This window comes from Enterococcus sp. DIV0236 (genome assembly GCF_050558525.1).
GTDB lineage: Bacteria > Bacillota > Bacilli > Lactobacillales > Enterococcaceae > Enterococcus > Enterococcus faecalis.
Genome location: NZ_CP187891.1, coordinates 2,237,726 through 2,252,329, shown reverse-complemented (window position 1 = coordinate 2,252,329; position 14,604 = coordinate 2,237,726). Strand labels below are relative to the sequence as shown.

Annotated in this window: 17 protein-coding genes and 1 riboswitch; of the genes, 15 read left to right on the top strand and 2 right to left on the bottom strand. The window is 40.2% G+C overall.

Translation table 11 applies throughout. The features are described 5' to 3' along the window. Positions 1–4 precede the first annotated feature (4 nt). The 6 genes from IGK27_RS10790 (at position 5) to IGK27_RS10765 (ending at position 4,661) form a co-directional block, all read left to right on the top strand. Positions 5–715, top strand: a complete 711-nt coding sequence (locus IGK27_RS10790; protein WP_002362481.1) for a rhomboid family intramembrane serine protease — start codon at positions 5–7, stop codon at positions 713–715. A 17-nt stretch (positions 716–732) separates the two neighbouring features. Continuing rightward, on the top strand, positions 733–951 hold the full coding sequence (locus IGK27_RS10785) for a YqgQ family protein (protein ID WP_002356332.1): 219 nt from the start codon (positions 733–735) through the stop codon (positions 949–951). After that, positions 952–1,923: an ROK family glucokinase gene (locus tag IGK27_RS10780; protein ID WP_002356333.1), complete on the top strand. Its 972-nt coding sequence runs from the start codon at positions 952–954 to the stop codon at positions 1,921–1,923. It begins immediately after the preceding gene. A 15-nt stretch (positions 1,924–1,938) separates the two neighbouring features. Beyond that, positions 1,939–2,337 (top strand): rhodanese-like domain-containing protein, encoded by a 399-nt coding sequence (locus IGK27_RS10775; RefSeq protein WP_002356334.1) that lies wholly within the window; start codon positions 1,939–1,941, stop codon positions 2,335–2,337. Positions 2,338–2,458: 121 nt separating this feature from the next. Then, a complete protein-coding gene (locus tag IGK27_RS10770; protein WP_002365077.1) occupies positions 2,459–2,809 on the top strand; it encodes a DUF488 domain-containing protein in 351 nt (116 codons plus the stop codon). Between the two features lie 13 nt (positions 2,810–2,822). Then, positions 2,823–4,661 (top strand): FAD/NAD(P)-binding protein, encoded by a 1,839-nt coding sequence (locus IGK27_RS10765; RefSeq protein ID WP_002378650.1) that lies wholly within the window; start codon positions 2,823–2,825, stop codon positions 4,659–4,661. A gap of 162 nt (positions 4,662–4,823) precedes the next feature. On the opposite strand, the gene IGK27_RS10760 is transcribed toward IGK27_RS10765, so the two are convergent. Beyond that, positions 4,824–4,991: a DUF3042 family protein gene (locus tag IGK27_RS10760; protein WP_002356337.1), complete on the bottom strand. Its 168-nt coding sequence runs from the start codon at positions 4,989–4,991 to the stop codon at positions 4,824–4,826. Positions 4,992–5,258: 267 nt separating this feature from the next. On the opposite strand from IGK27_RS10760, the gene galE reads away from it, so the two are divergent. From galE to thiD, 8 genes are all read left to right on the top strand, one after another. Continuing rightward, positions 5,259–6,251 (top strand): UDP-glucose 4-epimerase GalE, encoded by a 993-nt coding sequence (gene galE / locus IGK27_RS10755; RefSeq protein WP_002378649.1) that lies wholly within the window; start codon positions 5,259–5,261, stop codon positions 6,249–6,251. Further along, positions 6,232–7,482 (top strand): UDP-glucose--hexose-1-phosphate uridylyltransferase, encoded by a 1,251-nt coding sequence (locus tag IGK27_RS10750; protein ID WP_002378648.1) that lies wholly within the window; start codon positions 6,232–6,234, stop codon positions 7,480–7,482. The genes galE and IGK27_RS10750 overlap by 20 nt, the downstream gene beginning before the upstream one ends. Before the next feature lie 71 nt (positions 7,483–7,553). After that, positions 7,554–9,314: a DNA polymerase III subunit gamma/tau gene (dnaX, locus tag IGK27_RS10745; RefSeq protein WP_002356340.1), complete on the top strand. Its 1,761-nt coding sequence runs from the start codon at positions 7,554–7,556 to the stop codon at positions 9,312–9,314. Between the two features lie 20 nt (positions 9,315–9,334). Continuing rightward, positions 9,335–9,649: a YbaB/EbfC family nucleoid-associated protein gene (locus tag IGK27_RS10740; protein WP_002382484.1), complete on the top strand. Its 315-nt coding sequence runs from the start codon at positions 9,335–9,337 to the stop codon at positions 9,647–9,649. 147 nt (positions 9,650–9,796) lie between these two features. Further along, a riboswitch (TPP riboswitch) is annotated at positions 9,797–9,885 on the top strand. Positions 9,886–10,025: 140 nt separating this feature from the next. Next, entirely contained in the window at positions 10,026–10,514 is a 489-nt protein-coding gene (gene thiW, locus IGK27_RS10735) for an energy coupling factor transporter S component ThiW (RefSeq protein WP_002356342.1), read from the top strand. Beyond that, positions 10,498–11,316, top strand: a complete 819-nt coding sequence (locus IGK27_RS10730; RefSeq protein ID WP_002378646.1) for a hydroxyethylthiazole kinase — start codon at positions 10,498–10,500, stop codon at positions 11,314–11,316. Before thiW ends, IGK27_RS10730 begins: the two co-directional genes overlap by 17 nt. Beyond that, a complete protein-coding gene (gene thiE, locus IGK27_RS10725) occupies positions 11,313–11,948 on the top strand; it encodes a thiamine phosphate synthase (protein WP_002368794.1) in 636 nt (211 codons plus the stop codon). Before IGK27_RS10730 ends, thiE begins: the two co-directional genes overlap by 4 nt. Continuing rightward, the gene (gene thiD / locus IGK27_RS10720; RefSeq protein WP_002362487.1) at positions 11,945–12,775 is read left to right on the top strand and encodes a bifunctional hydroxymethylpyrimidine kinase/phosphomethylpyrimidine kinase; all 831 of its coding nucleotides are present in this window, start codon (positions 11,945–11,947) and stop codon (positions 12,773–12,775) included. The genes thiE and thiD overlap by 4 nt, the downstream gene beginning before the upstream one ends. Before the next feature lie 93 nt (positions 12,776–12,868). Here thiD and IGK27_RS10715 read toward each other — a convergent pair whose 3' ends face one another. Beyond that, positions 12,869–13,225, bottom strand: coding sequence for a winged helix-turn-helix transcriptional regulator (locus IGK27_RS10715; protein WP_002356348.1), 357 nt, complete (start codon positions 13,223–13,225; stop codon positions 12,869–12,871). Positions 13,226–13,369: 144 nt separating this feature from the next. On the opposite strand from IGK27_RS10715, the gene IGK27_RS10710 reads away from it, so the two are divergent. Then, the gene (locus IGK27_RS10710) at positions 13,370–14,542 is read left to right on the top strand and encodes an MFS transporter (protein WP_002378645.1); all 1,173 of its coding nucleotides are present in this window, start codon (positions 13,370–13,372) and stop codon (positions 14,540–14,542) included. Positions 14,543–14,604 lie beyond the last annotated feature (62 nt).

Sequence of the window (14,604 nt, the reverse complement as noted above, 5' to 3'; positions counted from 1 at the left end):
TGGAATGAATTATCAAACAGAAATGAAATTGAAACGGCTAAAAAATCAGCCGTTCATTACGTATGCCCTTTTAGGTATTTCAATCATTGTTTTCCTTGGATTGGAATTAACTGGAGGATCAGAAAATATTTTAAACTTAGTTAATTGGGGAGCAATGGTTCGTCCACTGGTAGCTCAAAATCATGAATACTGGCGGTTTATCACGCCAATGTTTCTTCACATTGGATTTATGCATATTATTTTGAATATGGTTACTCTTTATTATATCGGCGCACAGGTTGAGGCAATTTATGGGCATTGGCGCTATTTGGGAATTTATTTATTGAGTGGGATTGCTGGAAATATCGCCAGTTTTGCCTTTGGGACACCCAACAGTGTCTCAGCGGGTGCTAGTACAGCGCTTTTTGGTTTGTTCGGCGCATTTGTTATTTTAGGACGCCATTTTAGAGACAATCCAGCGATTATGTATATGGTGCAACGCTATTCAATGTTTATTGTGATTAATTTGTTATTTAACTTGTTTAGTAGCTCTGTAGATATGATGGGTCATGTTGGCGGTCTAATTGGTGGACTATTAGTAGCGACGGCTTTTGCTGTTCCAAATCGTGAAGAAGCATTTAATAAGCACGAGCGAATTATGGCCACGTTAATTTTTATTTTTCTTGTCGTAATTTGTCTGTTATTGGGTTTTAAAAAATACGGTTTACCTGTATAATAAGGAAGTGTTTTCGTATGGAAACGTTATATGATGTACAACAACTTTTTAAACAGTTTGGGATGTATATTTATGTCGGTGCACGGATTTATGATATTGAGTTAATGATGATTGAATTAAAAAAATTGTATGAAGGTCAATTGGTAGACCGAGATACGTATTTACAGGCCCGGCATATTTTGCAAAGAGAGCATCGAATAGAAGAATCTAGAGGGAAGCAGAAAGGAATCGACTAAATGGATAAGAAGATTATTGGGATTGATTTAGGTGGAACGACCATCAAATTTGCTATTTTAACAACCGATGGCGTTGTTCAACAAAAATGGAGTATTGAAACGAATATTTTAGAAGATGGCAAGCATATTGTGCCATCAATTATTGAAAGTATTCGTCACCGTATAGATCTTTATAATATGAAAAAAGAAGATTTTGTGGGAATTGGTATGGGAACACCAGGAAGTGTCGACATTGAAAAAGGAACTGTTGTAGGTGCCTATAATTTAAACTGGACGACTGTACAGCCTGTCAAAGAACAAATCGAATCTGCTTTAGGAATTCCGTTTGCCTTAGATAATGATGCCAATGTTGCCGCTTTAGGTGAGCGTTGGAAAGGCGCGGGGGAAAACAATCCCGACGTGATTTTTATTACTTTAGGAACAGGTGTCGGCGGAGGCATTGTTGCAGCGGGAGAATTGCTCCACGGTGTTGCTGGCTGCGCTGGTGAAGTTGGGCATGTGACGGTTGATCCTAACGGCTTTGACTGTACCTGTGGGAAACGTGGCTGTTTAGAAACTGTTTCTAGTGCCACTGGTGTCGTTCGTGTTGCACGTCATTTATCAGAAGAGTTTGCAGGTGACTCTGAACTGAAACAAGCGATTGATGATGGACAGGATGTTTCAAGTAAAGACGTTTTTGAATTTGCCGAAAAAGGCGATCATTTTGCTTTAATGGTTGTGGATCGTGTTTGCTTCTATTTAGGCTTAGCCACAGGAAACTTAGGCAACACGTTAAATCCAGATAGCGTGGTTATCGGTGGAGGTGTTTCTGCAGCAGGAGAATTTTTACGTAGTCGTGTCGAAAAATATTTCCAAGAATTTACCTTCCCGCAAGTTCGAAATAGTACAAAAATCAAATTAGCAGAGCTAGGTAATGAGGCCGGCGTCATTGGTGCCGCTTCACTAGCATTACAATTTTCAAAAGAGAAATAGAGAGGGCTTTTTAGAATGAGTATTTTATGGGTAATCAATGGCATTTTGCTAGTTATTGTACTAGCGATGGTATTCAATGAATTATATTTGAAAATTATGGTGAAACGTTCAGCAAAAATGCTGACGGAAGAAGAATTTAAAGAAACAATGCGTAAAGCACAAGTGATTGATGTTCGTGAGAAAGATACATTTGATGCTGGGCATATTTTAGGGGCGCGCAGCATGCCATACAGCATGTTAAAAACAACAATTGGTTCTCTTCGTAAGGATCAACCTGTTTATCTTTATGATCAGAAGAAAGCTTTAAGTATCCGAGCAGCTAATTTATTACGCAAAAATGGCTATACTGATATTTATATTTTAAAAGGCGGCTATGATGGCTGGACTGGGAAAGTGAAAAAGAGAAATAGTTAATAACAAAAAGAGTTGGTCTTCATTGAGACCAACTCTTTTTGTATAGGAAAGCTTAATAGAGATGTTGCTTTTTGTCAGTCCTCACTTTTTGAGCTACAATAAAGAGAAGAGGTGAAGGCAGATGATTCAAATCAAGCGAGCATATGAAGCACCGACAGAGCAAGATGGCTACCGTGTTTTAGTTGACCGTATTTGGCCACGAGGAAAATCCAAGGAATCTGAAAAGTTAGATGAATGGCTCAAAGAAGTGGCCCCAAGTACAGAGCTACGGAAATGGTTTAATCATGAAGTAAATAAATATCCCGAGTTTAAACAAAAATACCAAGAAGAATTGAAACATGAGCCAACTGCCACAGCGTTTAAGCAGTTACAGACGATTGTAAAAAATCAGCCAGTAGTCACGCTGGTCTATGGGGCGAAAGATACAGTGCATAATCAAGCGGTTGTCTTAAAAGAATTATTAGAAAAATAGAGTAGGTGATTGGATGAAAATTGCAATTGTAGGTGCTGGACCCAGAGGCTTATCAGCTGCAGAACGAGTCATTGAATGGGCTCGTAAAACGGAAATAAATGTTCAGCTCACGTTGTTTGATCCATACGGTCCAGGTGGGAAAATTTGGCGAGCAGAGCAACCTAATTATTTATTAATGAACACCGTGATTAGTCAAGTCACTTTATTTACAGATGAATCTTTTAGTGGCGAAGGACCAATTGTCAAGGGCCCCACTCTCTATGAATGGACCCAAACAGAAGCTGCGCAGTACATTCAACAGCAACAACCCTATAATTATCTTGAGTTGTTGAAAGAATGTCATCGCCTTGGACCGAATGATCACTGCTCGAGGGCTTTTTATGGCATGTACCAAAAATGGTTTTATACGTATTTAGCCACGAGGTGTAACGAACAAACATCGCTGACGTTTTTTAAAGAGCCAGTAACTGCTGTGCGGGCAGGAGAGGATAACTATTATGTGTATACTCAATCCATTGAGTTTACGGCAGACAAAGTAATTTTAGCTTTGGGTCACCAAGAAAATGAATTAACGACTGTTGAACAAGAGCTGGCGGACTACGCCAAGGAGCATCGTTTGTTTTATTCTTCTCCTAAAAATGCGGCGGATGCTTTATTGGCACTTGCCAATATACCTGCAAAACAACCCGTTGTGTTAAAAGGCTTAGGTTTGGCATTTTTTGACTATTTATCTGCCTTGACGATTGGCCGCGGGGGTGTTTTTTCTCGTCAAAATGGCCGTTTACGTTATGAAACTTCTGGAAGAGAGCCTATTATTATTGCTGGTTCTGGTCGCGGTTTTCCTTCTCATCCTCGAGGGATTAATCAAAAAGGCTACGGGGAAGCCTATCAGCCTGTTTTTTTAACCGAAACGTATTTAGCTGAATGTCGTAAAAAAGGACAGGTTACAGGCGCAGAGTTTTTTGGGTATTTAAAAAAAGAAGTGGAATATGTGTATTACACTTGCTTAATCGAAGAAAAATATCCGCATCTTTCTAAAGAGGCCTTTCAACAGCTGTTTATTCAAACCAAGGGAGCGCCGGAAAGCCTAGCCCACTTTGAAAAACAAGATTGGTTTGATTGGCAAGCGTTAGAACATCCTGAAACAAAGAAAACCACTCATGAAAGTTTTCGTTCGTTTTTACTAGAGTATTTAAAATGGGATATTCAAGAAGCAGAGAAAGGCAATCTTAGCGGTCCTTTGACCACTGCTTTAGACAGTTTAAAAGATTTAAGAGATCAGATTCGCTTTGTTTTGGATGAAGGGTTATTAACGAATGACGAGAGTCAAAAGTGGTTGTGGCATTGGTTTACCCCGTTGAATACCTTTTTGTCAGTGGGACCTTCTGTTGAAAGAACAGAAGAGCTACAGGCGTTAGTTGAACTGGGATTAGTCACGATTCTGGGGCCAGAAATGCGTGTCGAAATGAAAGCGGGTCAATTTATTACTTATGCTAATTTGTTTCCGGAAAATCGGTATAATAGTCACTTTTTAATTGAAGCGCGCATTCCCAAAGTCAATAATGAAAAAAGTTTGAATCCTTTAACGAGGCAGTTGTTAGCCGATAAGCTAGCTACGCTCCATCAACTAGCATTAGCCGATGGTCAAATAGTCAAAACAGGTGCACTCTTGATTGTGCCTGCCACGAATCAAGTCATCACAAAAGATGGACAGGTGGCGACAGGCCTTTTTAGTTGTGGTATTCCAACAGAAGGTATTCATTGGTTAACAGCCGCTGCAGCTCGTCCTGGTGTGGATCCTTGGAATATGCGCGATATGGATCGGATTGCTGCTACTATTTTTAATAGTTAAGAAAAATAGTCAGCTCCTTTGGTAAAAAAGAAAGCATAACAAGTGGTCATCCATCAAAGCGATGGATGACCACTTGTTATGCTTAAGAGAATCAACAGAGCCAGAAGCGCTTCTGTTGATTTCTTGGCGTTAGATTTTTTATCTCAACGTCACAGCTATTTTTTAACGTGCAATACGTTTACGCATCGCTTTTTTACGGTTTTCTTCAATCATATCTTCTTTTTCTTCAATTGGATCAATGACTGTTTTTTTAATAGTTGTAGCCACACCGGCTAAAGCAGCAACTGTGATAGCAGTACCGACTAACATACCTGATACAAATTTTTTCATCGTTCATTCCTTCTTTCAAATTGTATTTGTTTCTATTATGACGGAAAAAAGCAAAAAAATCCAATAGTTACAATGATTTTTCATAAACTCTACGACTAATTTAGAGATTTGTTAAAATTTACCAAGTCTTTTCTGTATTTTTATAGGAAAAATGAATAAGGAGAAATGGCCAAATTAAATCCTGTTTACAAAATGAAATAATTCAGAAGTAAACCTTATTTAATGGTACAATAGAAAAAGAAATTAGGGAGTAAAAGGAGCGTATTTATGTCTATTTTAGTATTAGGTGGCGCAGGCTACATCGGCTCACATGCCGTTGATCAATTAATTTCAAAAGGATATGCCGTTGTGGTTGTTGATAATTTATTAACGGGGCATCGTTCAGCAGTTCATGAACAAGCGACTTTCTATGAAGGCGATATTCGTGATAAAGCTTTTTTACGTAGTGTCTTTGAAAAGGAATCAATTGAAGGGGTGTTGCACTTTGCGGCCAATTCTTTAGTAGGAGAATCCGTGGAGCAACCGTTAATGTATTTCAATAACAATGTTCACGGCACTCAAATTGCCTTGGAAGTTATGCAAGAATTCGGAGTGAAACACATTGTTTTTTCTTCCACAGCGGCCACTTATGGCGAACCAAAAGCAATGCCTATTACAGAAGAAACCCCAACGAATCCTAAAAACCCGTATGGGGAAAGTAAATTAATGATGGAAAAAATCATGAAATGGTGCGACAACGCTTATGGAATGAAATATGTTGCTTTGCGTTATTTTAATGTTGCGGGAGCAAAAAAAGATGCCTCAATTGGTGAGGATCACACGCCAGAAACGCATATTGTGCCAATTATTTTACAAGTGGCATTAGGCCAACGAGCAGAGCTAAGTATTTTTGGGGATGATTATGATACACCAGATGGCACGTGCATTCGAGATTATGTTTATATTGAAGACTTGATTGCAGCACATATTTTGGCTTTAGAATACTTGAAAAATGGCGGCGAAAGTGACGTCTTTAACCTGGGTAGCAACAACGGCTATTCTGTTAAAGAAATGTTAGATGCTGCTCGCGAAGTAACAGGTCAAGAAATCCCTGCGACAATCGCGCCACGCCGAGCAGGGGATCCTAGTACATTAATTGCTTCTAGTGAAAAAGCCAAACGAGTTTTAGGCTGGCAACCAGAAGTAACTGAGGTCAAGGACATTATCGCCACCGCTTGGCAATGGCACCAAGCTCATCCACATGGATATCAAGAAAAGTAATAGGAGGAATGAATCGATGACCACGAGTCAAATGATTGCCGATTTTACCACACTTGCTATTCAAGCAGGTGGTTGGATGGAATTGGATCGCTTATATCTTCAGAACCGTTTATTATCAATGATTGGTGAACAAGAATTAGGCGAAGTAGACATACGGCCTGTGGCAACACCCGCCGCTGATTTGGCGGAACAATTGTGTCAAATTGCGAGTGCCAACCAACTTGTAAAAACAGAGCAACAAAAAGAACAGTTCATGGTGCAATTGATGGATTTGTTAACACCGCCACCTTCTGTGGTTAATGCTTTTTTTGCACAACATTATGCTAAAGAGCCACAAGAGGCTACCGAGTATTTTTACCAACTTTGTCAAAAAAACGGTACGGTCATTGAACAGGAAAAACCTGTTGTTTTTTCAACAGTCTATGGTGATTTTTTAGCAAATAAGGTCCACAGTGAGGCGCCAAAAGCAACGCTCTCTGCACAAAACTATCCCCGCTGTGAATGGTGCATGGCAACAGAAGGCTACCAGGGAAGTCAGCAATTTCCTGCGACTACGAACCATCGAGTGATTCGAATGAACTTAGATGGCGAAAGCTGGGGGTTTTCCTTTGTAAAACAGGCACAATATCAGCAACAAGGTGTGATTGCGTTTGAAAAACATCAGGCAGCGAAACGTTCAGTTAAGACTTTTCAGCAATTGTTGAAAATTGTTGAGGTCTTTCCTCATTATTTTGCTGGGATTGATGCTGTCTTTGAACAAAATGAGCATGTCTATTATCAAACGGGTTTGCAACAATTTCCATTAGCCGAAGCGAGCATTTCAGAATATGTTGAGTTAGCTAACTATCCTTTAATCAACGCAGGAATGGTGAATTGGCCAGTTGCAACATTTCGCCTAGAGGGACCGAATGCGTCAGAAGTTGCCCAAGCCGCAAATGATATTTTTGAGCAATGGCAAACGCTGAAACTGCCAACGGATGAGATACAAATCGTTGCCCGACGAAAAGAACTTTTATATGTCATGGACTTAATTTTTAGTCGACCTCAAGCAAAGCCTTCGTTAACGTTAGCAGAAGTCCAAGGTTTAACGACTTGGAGCAATCAGAAAACGCAGGCACTTGAAACTGTCGCTTCAGCGTATCAACAGCGATTAAAAGAAGCCAGTGCGTTTGCAGAAACAAGTGAAGGAAAAGCGGCTTTTTTAGCAATGGTTGCGCCAGTGACTCATTAAAAGAAAAAAGATGCCGAATGACTAAAAATCACGTATAATAGATAAGAATGAAAAATAAGGGAGGGTAAAAAATGGCTTATCAAGCACTTTATCGGGTCTGGCGTTCACAACGTTTCGATGACGTAGTAGGACAAAAAGCAATTACTCAGACACTGAAAAATGCGATAGTGCAAAAGAAAACATCTCATGCCTATTTATTTACTGGCCCTCGTGGTACAGGTAAAACCAGTGCCGCAAAAATTTTCGCTAAAGCGATTAACTGTAAACATAGTCAAGATGGTGAACCTTGTAATGTTTGTGAAACCTGTGTAGCCATTACGGAAGGTCGTTTAAATGATGTCATTGAAATTGATGCGGCGAGTAATAATGGCGTGGAAGAAATCCGTGATATTCGTGATAAAGCAAAGTATGCACCGACACAAGCCGAGTACAAAGTTTATATTATTGATGAAGTTCATATGCTATCAACAGGCGCGTTCAATGCACTTTTAAAAACCTTGGAAGAACCGCCACAAAATGTTATTTTTATCTTAGCAACGACTGAACCACACAAGATTCCGTTAACGATTATCTCACGGACGCAACGCTTTGATTTTAAGCGAATTAGTACGCAAGATATCGTCGATCATATGGCCCATATCATGCAGGAAATGGCTCTCGATTATGAGGAACAAGCCCTTTATGTGATTGGGCGTGCTGCGGAAGGTGGGATGCGAGATGCCTTGAGTATCTTGGATCAAACGATTTCATTTAGTGATGAAAAAGTAACACTGGAAGATGCAATGCAAGTGACAGGCAGCCTAACCTATGAAATGATGGATCATTATATTCAGTGTTGTGTCGCCGGTGATGTTGAACGAGCATTAGAAGGCTTGGAAAGTATTTTAGGCGAAGGCAAAGAAGCGCGCCGTTTCTTAGAAGATTTGTTATTATATTGTCGAGATTTGCTGATGTATCAGCAAGCACCGAAGTTATTAGCAGAAAAAGCAGGAACTTTGACAGAAGCATTTAAGGAACTAGCTACACAAACACCTGCTGAAAAAATCTACCAACTAATCCAAATTTTAAGTGACACACAAAATGAGATCCGCTTTACCAACAATGCGAATATCTATCTGGAAGTAGCCACTGTCAAATTAGCTAAAACGGTGCAACCCAATAAACACAACACGCCAGAAACAGCTAATCAAGATGGTAGTGCAGAGGGAAATCCAGAATTAGCAGATTTACAAAATCAAATCGGGCAACTGAAGAAAGAACTGGCTGAATTAAAGAAACACGGTGTAGCTGCCAAAGAAGCAGATGCGCCACGTCAACAAGCACGACCACAAGCGCCAAAAAGTTCGTTCCGTGTACCCACAGAACGGGTATATCAAGTCTTAAACGAAGCGACTAGAACACATTTAATGAATGTGAAAAATGTCTGGGAAGACTTACTGCAAACATTATCTGTGACTCAACGAGCGATGCTAAAGGCTAGTGAACCTGTCGCAGCGAGTCCTAAGGGCATCGTGGTGGCATTTGACTATGAGATTGTTTGTGCTCGTGCAACAGACGATGAAGAGATGCAGTTAGCTTTCAATAATAATTTAAGCCGTTTGATGGACTATACACCAGAGATGGTCTGTATTACTAGAGAAAGCTGGCCAAAACTAAGACAAAGTTTTATTAACCAAAATCAGGGCAGTTTGAATCATTCTGAACCTGAAAATGAAATGGCTCGTCTAGCGGACGAACCGCCTGTAACAAATGAACATTCACAAGAAAATCCAGTAGTAGATGAAGCAATCGCTATGTTTGGTGAAGAGCTTGTCGAAGTACTAGATGATTAATACGAAGGAGTCGAGGAATTATGATGCGAGGAATGGGCAACATGCAAGGCATGATGAAACAAGTACAAAAAATGCAAAAAGAAATGGCCAAAGCGCAGGAAGCGCTAAATGAAAAAGAATTTATCGGTGAAGCCACCAATCAACTTGTGACAGCGACATTTACTGGTGATCGCACAATGAAAGATTTGACCATTAAAGAAGACGTGGTTGATCCTGAAGACGTTGATATGTTACAAGATTTAGTCATTATGGCTGTCAACGACGCGTTAGTAAAAATTGAAAAAGAAACCGAAGCAACTTTAGGTAAATACACCAAAGGAATGCCAGGATTCTAAAAAATAAGACAAACGAAAGTATGAAAAACGTCATGCCCAAAAAATCGAACTTTTTGGGCATGACGTTTTTTCTGTTTTTGTGGGAAAACTCTTTGGCAATTTTAGTAGTCGCTTCCAAAAAACTATGCTATACTAAAGCCAATTGAAGAGAAACATTTGGGGTGCTATTAGCTGAGATTATACCCATGGAACCTGAAACAGTTAGGACTGGCGCAGGGAAATGTCTTGAAATTTTGACCGATTATTGCACCCAACTACGTTTATTTGTGGTTGGGTTTTTCTGTCTTTTTCAGTCGCGCCTCCTTTTGCTTCTCGCAGAAAGGAGTTTTTTTACGTGGAAAAAAATCGAATCCACAGAGTTACGTTACTAGCTTTAATGATTGCGATGGACGTCGTATTATCGCCGTTAATGAGAATTGAGGGAATGGCCCCTATGTCCAGTGTCATGAACATTATTGCCGGAGTTTTATTAGGTCCTCTTTACGGAACGCTCATGGCACTTGTCTGCGGCTTAATCCGTATGACGTTCTTAGGTATTCCGCCATTAGCGTTAACAGGTGCCGTCTTTGGCGCGTTTTTTGCTGGTTTATTTTATCAATGGGGACAAAAATTAGGCTGGTCGATGCTAGGAGAAATTTTTGGGACAGGCATCATTGGCTCGTTATTGTCCTATCCTGTAATGGTTTGGTTTACTGGCAGTAAGCAGAATTTTTATTGGTTCATTTATACACCACGATTTATTGGTGCCACACTGATTGGTTCAGTGATTGCTTGGCTTGTCTTAGTAAAACTGAAAGAAACTCGGGTATTTAAACAAACACAGGAATTATTTTTGGGAGGGTACTTTTATGAAAACAAGCGTTAAGTTTGAAACGATTTTTCCACTGACAACGGCACCATTAATTCAGTGCATTACGAATGAAATTACGTGTGAGTCTATGGCGAATGCATTACTTTATATTGATGCTAAGCCTATTATGGCAGATGATCCCCGGGAATTTCCGCAGTTGTTTCAGCAAACCAGTGCCTTGGTTTTGAATTTAGGCCATTTATCACAAGAACGAGAGCAGAGCTTGTTAGCAGCTAGTGATTATGCTCGGCAAGTGAATAAACCGACCGTAGTCGATTTAGTTGGTTATGGCGCTAGTGATATTCGCAATGAAGTCGGGGAAAAGCTGGTGCACAATCAGCCAACCGTTGTGAAAGGGAATCTTTCAGAAATGCGGACTTTTTGCCAGTTGGTGAGTCATGGTCGAGGAGTAGATGGCAGCCCTTTGGATCAAAGTGAAGAAGCAATTGAGGAACTGATTCAGGCTTTACGTGAACAAACGCAAAAGTTTCCCCAGACGGTATTTTTAGCAACAGGGATTCAAGATGTTTTGGTTAGTCAAGAGCAAGTGATTGTCTTACAAAATGGCGTTCCTGAGTTGGATTGTTTCACTGGCACGGGCGATTTAGTCGGCGCGTTAGTTGCCGCTTTATTAGGTGAAGGCAACGCGCCAATGACTGCGGCAGTAGCCGCAGTGAGCTATTTTAATCTTTGCGGAGAAAAAGCCAAGACTAAGAGCCAAGGGCTGGCCGATTTTCGCCAAAATACGTTAAATCAGTTATCTCTTTTAATGAAGGAGAAGGATTGGTTTGAGGCGGTGAAAGGACGAGTGCTATGAGAGAGCAATTGAAAGTTTATTTGGTGACAGGCCGGTATGATTTTAGTGATACTGAATTTTTAAAACGAATTGAAACTGCTTGTCGCAGTGGAGTGACATTGGTCCAACTGCGTGAAAAGGAAGTGTCAACACGGCGCTTTTACGAATTAGCAGTGAAAGTTAAAGCGGTAACAGATGCGTATCAGATTCCGTTGATTATTAATGATCGTGTCGATATTTGCTTGGCAGTGGATGCGGCAGGTGTGCATATAGGGGATGATGAATTACCGGTTGCTCTTGTGCGAAAACTGGTTGGGTCCACAAAAATCGTAGGTGTTTCAGCCAAAACGGTGGCACGAGGAGTTGAAGCGGAAAACGAGGGCGCCGATTATTTAGGCGTGGGCGCAATTTTCCCCACAACGACTAAGGACAGTCCGTTAACTTCTTTGCAGACACTTTCTGAAATTGCCGCAGCAGTCACGATTCCTGTTGTAGCGATTGGTGGAATCAAAGAAGAAAATATAGAACAACTTATGGGAACGGGAGTGGCTGGTGTTTCACTGGTCAGTGAAATTATGCTGGCTGAACAGATAACCGAGAAAGTTCAAGGGTTGATGCGTGTAACGGAGCGAATGTTGGAGGCGAGAAAATGACCGAATATAATTTGACCCCACAAGTAGTCACGATTGCTGGTTCTGATTCTGGTGGGGGAGCTGGCATGCAAGCAGATTTAAAAACATTTCAAGCACGGCAGGCATTTGGCTTAAATATTGTCATTGCATTGACGGCACAAAATACGTATGGCGTGCAAGATAGCTTACCGATTCCTAGTTCATTTATTGATGCACAATTTCAATCACTGGCGGCTGATTTTAAAATTGGGGCAGCGAAAACGGGGATGTTAGCAGATAGTGAGCGTGTCGAAGCTGTTGTTCGCAATTTGCAGAAAGTTGATTTTGGTCCGTTGATTGTCGATCCTGTAATGGTGGCTAAAGGTGGACATCATTTGTTAGAAGCCGAGGCAGTTCAAACAATTAAAGAGCAACTGTTGCCATTAGCAACGGTCGTGACACCTAATTTACCAGAAGCGGAAGTTTTACTAGAGACGACCATCAAGACAGAACAAGAAATGCAGACCGCAGCAAAAAAATTACAGCAATTGGGCACAAAAAATATTATTATGAAAGGCGGACATAGCACAAATCAACAAGCGGCTGATTATGTGTTAATGGAAGACGGTTCGAGCTTTTGGCTAAGTGCACCACGAATTGTAACGAAAAATACTCATGGAACAGGAGATACTTTTTCAGCGTGTATCGCAGCCGAATTAGCAAAAGGTACGCCGTTAGAAGCGGCGATTGTGATTGGCAAACAGTTTATACAAGGGGCCATTAGCCAAGCAATTTCTGTTGGACATGGTCACGGACCTACTAATCATTGGGCCCAATTAACGCAAGATATTCAAGTTATTAAAGCATAAGAAGAGCCTGGGGAAAAATCATTTTAGATTTTTCCCCAGGCTCTTAAATAGCTTAAAGCTCTTTTTTGATATAGTTTATAAACGTTTTGTTCACTAATCTTCACATTTTAAATAAATTTCTTGGCCTTGTTCTTGCAAATGAGCCACGTGGGATTCTCCCCAATTACATAAGTTATCTAAGACAGCAGAGAGGCTTTGACCATAATCGCTTAAATAATATTCGACTTTTGGTGGAACTTGGTTGTAAACTTTCCGCTCGATAATGTTGTCTTCTTCGAGTTCCCGTAATTGTTGTGTCAGCATTTTTTGACTAATGCCAGTAATACCGCGTTTTAAATCGCTGGGGCGCATGGCGCCGTGCCGTAAATTACACAGAATAATTGGTTTCCATTTACCGCCAATAACATCCATCGTTGCTTCGACACCAATCGCATATGTACGAGTTTCCAAAAAACATTCCTCCTTAATAGGTTGATAATAAACAAAAGTTACTAAAAGGTACCTATGATACAAAAAAGTAGGTACTTATCAAAATTTCAATCTTAGTATATAGTAATTTTTGTTGAAATTCAAATGTTTTTTAGGAGGAAGAGAATGGAAAAGAAAATTTCACCAAATTTAACGCTCTTTGCATTAGCTATCAATGCTTTCGCAATCGGTTCAACAGAATTTATTAGTGTGGGTTTATTACCAATGATTGTTAAAAGTTTTCATATTAGTCTTTCCCAAGCAGGTTTGACTGTTTCTTTGTACGCTTTAGGTGTGACGATTGGGGCGCCGTTATTAACAATTTTGACAGGAAAATGGAATCGTCGCTCATTAATGCTGGGGATTATGCTTCTTTTCATTAGTGGGAATTTAATTGCTGCGTTTGCGCCAACGTTTATTATTTTATTAGTAGGGCGGATACTTTCTGCATTGGCGCATGGCATTTTCATGTCTGTTTCGACTGTCATCGCCGCAGATGTTGTGCCGCCATCACGTCGAGCCAGTGCCATTGCTATTATGTTTACGGGGTTAACGGTTGCAACAGTGACTGGCGTACCTTTAGGGACGTTTATTGGGCAACAAACAGCTTGGCATATGTCCTTTCTTTTTATAGCCAGTATTGGCTTGGTGGGACTGATTGCTAGTTATTTTTTAGTTCCCAAAAATTTACCGATACCAGGGAAGGTTGACTTAAAAGGAATCACGCGGATTTTTACGAACAAACCCCTCGTTTTCTCTTTTCTAATTACTGCTTTTGGTTATGGTGGAACGTTTGCTGCATATACGTACTTGTCACCGTTATTGGAAAATTTAGGCTTTTCAGCCAATGCGGTAGTGATTATTTTAGTTGTTTATGGCGTAATGGTCGCAATTGGCAATACAGTAGGTGGTCACTGGGCAAATAAAAAACCTTTAGATTCGTTAGTAAAAATGTTTAGCTTATTAATTCTGTCCTTAGTCTTTTTATTCATTACTGTTTTAATGGATAACAGTCTTCTAGGCTTATTAGGAAGTTTGATGTTGGGTCTATTTGCCTTTATGAATGTACCTGGTTTACAACTATATGTTGTAGAATTAGCGGAAAAGTATGTTCCAGAAGATATCACTTTGGCCTCAGCTTTTAATATTGCAGCCTTTAATATTGGGATTACCGTTGGCTCAATGACAGGTGGGATGGTCACAGATCATTTATCAGTAACATATACACCGATTTTTGGTGGTTTTATCGTGCTAATTGCTGTCTTGTTCGTACTTTATATTCGGAAGCAAGAAGCATAAAAAAACAACTATCTTTAGAAAACTAAAAAAAGCAGCTGGTCACTATGGAACTGACCAGCTGC

Coding starts and splice junctions, on each gene's coding strand:
- IGK27_RS10790 (WP_002362481.1), top strand. CDS start 5: ATGAATTATCAAACAGAAATGAAATTGAAACGGCTAAAAAATCAGCCG.
- IGK27_RS10785 (WP_002356332.1), top strand. CDS start 733: ATGGAAACGTTATATGATGTACAACAACTTTTTAAACAGTTTGGGATG.
- IGK27_RS10780 (WP_002356333.1), top strand. CDS start 952: ATGGATAAGAAGATTATTGGGATTGATTTAGGTGGAACGACCATCAAA.
- IGK27_RS10775 (WP_002356334.1), top strand. CDS start 1,939: ATGAGTATTTTATGGGTAATCAATGGCATTTTGCTAGTTATTGTACTA.
- IGK27_RS10770 (WP_002365077.1), top strand. CDS start 2,459: ATGATTCAAATCAAGCGAGCATATGAAGCACCGACAGAGCAAGATGGC.
- IGK27_RS10765 (WP_002378650.1), top strand. CDS start 2,823: ATGAAAATTGCAATTGTAGGTGCTGGACCCAGAGGCTTATCAGCTGCA.
- IGK27_RS10760 (WP_002356337.1), bottom strand. CDS start 4,991: ATGAAAAAATTTGTATCAGGTATGTTAGTCGGTACTGCTATCACAGTT.
- galE (WP_002378649.1), top strand. CDS start 5,259: ATGTCTATTTTAGTATTAGGTGGCGCAGGCTACATCGGCTCACATGCC.
- IGK27_RS10750 (WP_002378648.1), top strand. CDS start 6,232: ATGGATATCAAGAAAAGTAATAGGAGGAATGAATCGATGACCACGAGT.
- dnaX (WP_002356340.1), top strand. CDS start 7,554: ATGGCTTATCAAGCACTTTATCGGGTCTGGCGTTCACAACGTTTCGAT.
- IGK27_RS10740 (WP_002382484.1), top strand. CDS start 9,335: ATGATGCGAGGAATGGGCAACATGCAAGGCATGATGAAACAAGTACAA.
- thiW (WP_002356342.1), top strand. CDS start 10,026: ATGATTGCGATGGACGTCGTATTATCGCCGTTAATGAGAATTGAGGGA.
- IGK27_RS10730 (WP_002378646.1), top strand. CDS start 10,498: ATGAAAACAAGCGTTAAGTTTGAAACGATTTTTCCACTGACAACGGCA.
- thiE (WP_002368794.1), top strand. CDS start 11,313: ATGAGAGAGCAATTGAAAGTTTATTTGGTGACAGGCCGGTATGATTTT.
- thiD (WP_002362487.1), top strand. CDS start 11,945: ATGACCGAATATAATTTGACCCCACAAGTAGTCACGATTGCTGGTTCT.
- IGK27_RS10710 (WP_002378645.1), top strand. CDS start 13,370: ATGGAAAAGAAAATTTCACCAAATTTAACGCTCTTTGCATTAGCTATC.